We start from the raw sequence: 3,707 nt of genomic DNA on the forward strand, positions 1-3,707 counted from the left end.
GGCCGACGGCAGTGTCGCCGACCTCGCCGCCGGGCTCGCCGCGGCGGCGGAGGAACTCGTTCCCGGCCCGGTGCTGGGCACCGCGCTCGCCGGGCTGCTGCTCACCGACGTCCCCCAGGCGAAGAAGCTGCTCCCGGCCCTCGCCGAGGGGGAAGCCACCGTCGCGGTCCTGCTGGACGTCGTGTCCCTCGAGGACGGCCTCAGCGGGCCCGTGCCCGGCGCGCACCCGGACGCCTGGCTGCTCGTCCCGGTCGACGGCGGCCACGTCCTGCTCGCGCCCGGCACACCCGGGGTGCGCGTCGAGCCCCTGGCCGCGTTCGACTTCTCGCGCCCGCTGGCCCGCATCCGCTTCTCGGGGGTGCGGGCCGACCTCCTCACCTTGCCGCCGGTCGACTCGACGGCCGCGGTCCTGGCGGCGGCCGAGGCGGCGGGCGTGGCGCGCCGGTGCCTGACCATCGCCGTCGACTACGCCCGGGTCCGCGAACAGTTCGGCAAACCGATCGGGGCGTTCCAGGCGATCAAGCACCTGTGCGCCGAGATGCTGTGCCGCGCCGAAGCCGCCGAGGCGCTGGCCTGGGACGCGGCTTCCGGGCAGCACCCGCTTTCGGTGGCGAGCGCGGCCGTCGTCGCGCTCGACGCGGCCGTCGCCAACGCCAAGGACTGCGTGCAGATCCTCGGTGGGATCGGGTTCACCTGGGAGCACGACGCGCACCTGTACCTGCGCCGGGCCGTGGCCCTGCGGCAGTGGCTCGGCGGGTCGTGGCGGCGGCGGGCGGCGTCGCTGGCGCTGTCCGGGACCGAGCGCACGCTGGGCGTCGACGTCGGTGACGACCCTTCGCTGCGGGAGGAGGTCACGCGGATCGCCGCGCTGCCCCCGGGTGATCAGCGGGCCGCCCTGGCCGACGCCGGGTTGCTGACGCCGCACTGGCCGTCCCCCTACGGCCGGGGTGCCGATGCCGCGGAGCAGCTGCGGATCGACTCCGAGCTGGCGGCCGCCGGTGTCCGCCGTCCCGACCTGGTGATCGGCGCGTGGGCGGTGCCGACGATCCTCGAGCACGGCAGCGACGAACAGCGGGCGCGGTTCGCCCGGCCCACCCTCCGCGGCGAGCTCACCTGGTGCCAGCTGTTCAGCGAGCCGGGCGCCGGATCCGACCTGGCGTCGCTGCGGACGGCGGCCCGGCGCGTCGACGGCGGCTGGCGGCTGTCCGGGCAGAAGGTGTGGACGTCGCTGGCCCGCGAAGCCGACTGGGGCATCTGCCTGGCCCGCACCGATCCGGACGTGCCCAAGCACAAGGGCATCACGTACTTCCTGGTCGACATGCGCGCTCCGGGCATCACGACGCGGCCGCTGCGGGAGATCACCGGGGAGGCGGTCTTCAACGAGGTGTTCCTCGACGACGTGTTCGTGCCGGACGCCGACGTCGTCGGCCCGCCGGGCGGCGGCTGGCGGCTGGCGCGCACGACCCTGGCCAACGAGCGGGTGGCCATCGGCAGCGGGTCGGCGGTCGGCGAAAGCGTGCAGACTCTGGTGTCCACTGTGGACGCAGCGGCGCTGGACGACGTGGCACTGGACCGGCTCGGTTCGCTGGTCGCGGCCGGCGTCGCGGGTTCGGTGCTGGACCTGCGCGCGGCCCTGCGCCGGCTGGAGGGGCAGGACCCGGGCGCGGAGTCGAGCGTCCGCAAGCTGCTCGGCGTGCAGCACCGGCAGGACGTGGCGGAGTTCGCGCTGGAGCTGGCCGGCTCGGGCGCACTGCTCGCCGACGGCCCGGCCCAGCACGAATTCCTGCTCACCCGCTGCCTGTCCATCGCCGGCGGCACGACACAGGTCCTGCGTTCCCTGACGGCCGAACGTCTCCTGGGCCTGCCCCGCGGCTGAGATCCTTCGGCGCACGAGTGGGTTGCGTTGCGCAACGGTGCGAATGGACCGTTCGCGCCGCCGGGGGCAAAACTGTCGGTGCCGTGTTCTAGCGTTGCGGTCGTGGAGTTCAGCGCAGACACCCAGGCCACCTACCTCCCCGCGGATCCCCCGCGGGACGGGGTGCTGGCCCTGTGGGGCGAGGACGTGGCCGGCGGGACCACGATCGAGCTCGTGCTGCCCCGCGGAGCCAAGTTCGCGCGGACGAAGGTCGACGCCGAGCTGGTCCCCCTGGAGCGGGCGCTGCCCCGGCTGCTGTCGGTGGGGGAGGAGGCCAGCCCGGCGGTCGCGGCGTGGTCGGCGGCCGTCAACGCCGGGGTGAACCTGGTCGCGCGGGGGCGGTTGCGGCCGGCCGCCTCGCCGGGCGGGGCGGCGGCCTGGCGGATCGGCCCGCTGGACGCGGCCGACGAGGAGCTGCTGCGGGGGCTGGCCGGCGCCCTGCCCCCGGAGGCGTACGCGCTGCCGCTCACAGGCCTGAAGCGCATCCGCCTGCACTCACCGGACTCCCTGGTCCGAGCGCTCTGGGACGCGACGGCCGACCTGCTGGTCCGCAGCCCGGCGGCACCGGTCGGCGCGGGCGACCCGGCGTTCGCGGCCCGCGAACCGGCCCTCCTCGGCCCGGACGGCGCGGCCTGGCTGGCGGAGCTGGAGGCCCGCGAACCCCGCGGCGTCCAGGTGCTCCTGCGGGTCGAGGGCCTGGACGACGAGTCGTTCGCCGGCGTCCTGGCGGTGCGCAGCATGGCGGAGCCGAGCTTGGTGGTGGAGGCGGCGACGCTGTGGGACGCCCCGGACGCGGTGTTGCACCGCCTCGGCGACCAGGTCGAAACGCAGCTGCTGCTCGGCCTGCGCCGCGGCGCCCGGGCCTGGGCGCCGCTGGGCCGCGTGCTGACCCAGGCGGCGCCCGCTTCACTGGCGTTGTCGGACGACGAGGTGGTCGACCTGCTCACCGACGGCGCCCGCGAGCTGGGCGGCGCCGGCATCGAGGTCCTCTGGTCGAAGGGCCTGTTCGCGGGCGAGGTGAAGGCTCGCGCGAGCGCAACCCAGGCGCCGGCGAGCGTCACGGACGCGGAGTTCGCCCTGCGGTCGCTGCTGGAGTTCCGCTGGCAGCTCAGTTTGGGCGGCGAGCAGCTGACCGAGGCCGAGGTGGCGGCCCTGGCGGAAGCCAAGCGCCCGTTGGTCCGCCTGCGCGGGCAGTGGGTACGCGTCGACCCGCAGCTGCTGGCCCGGGTACGAGGCCGCACCCGCAAGCTGGCCGCGGGCGAGGCCCTGGCGGCAGCGTTGACGGGCGAGCTCGAGGTGGACGGCGAGCGCGTGGAGTTCGCGGCGCCCCCGGCACTGGGCGGGCTGGCTTCGCGCATCCGCGACCGGCAGGAGGCGTTGGTGGCGCCTCCAAGGGGGTTGCGGGCGACGTTGCGCCCGTACCAGCAGGCGGGGCTGTCTTGGTTGGCCACGATGACGGGCCTGGGGCTGGGCGCCTGCCTGGCGGACGACATGGGGCTGGGCAAGACGATCCAGCTGATAGCGCTCCACTTGCACCGGCGCGAGCTGGCAAGGACCGGGAAGTTGCGGCCGGGCCCGGAGCAGCCCGCCGAGGCCGCCAGTTCGGCGACCGTGCCACCGCCGGCGCACAGAGCGGGGCAACCCGGCGAGGCGACTCGTTCGGCGGCCGAGCAGCCGCTGGCGCCCAGCGCGGGGCAACCCGGCGAGGCGACTCGTTCGGCGGCCGAGCAGCCGCCGGTGCCCAGCGCGGGGCAACCCGGCGAGGCGACTCGTTCGGCGGCCGAGCAGCCGC

The 3,707-nt window shown here is 75.8% G+C and carries 2 protein-coding genes; both read left to right on the top strand.

All coding sequences use genetic code 11. From position 1 onward, the window contains the following. Nucleotides 1-1,876, top strand: a 1,876-nt coding sequence (locus CCN39_RS12150; RefSeq protein ID WP_208630215.1) for an acyl-CoA dehydrogenase family protein, incomplete at its 5' end; no start/stop codon positions are given. A 102-nt stretch (nt 1,877-1,978) separates the two neighbouring features. Next, the coding region (locus CCN39_RS12155) for an SNF2 helicase-associated domain-containing protein (RefSeq protein WP_279629571.1) at nt 1,979-3,707 on the top strand (1,729 nt) is incomplete at its 3' end.

The sequence above is a fragment of the Amycolatopsis kentuckyensis genome (assembly GCF_002155975.1).
In the GTDB taxonomy this organism is placed as follows: Bacteria; Actinomycetota; Actinomycetes; order Mycobacteriales; family Pseudonocardiaceae; genus Amycolatopsis; species Amycolatopsis kentuckyensis.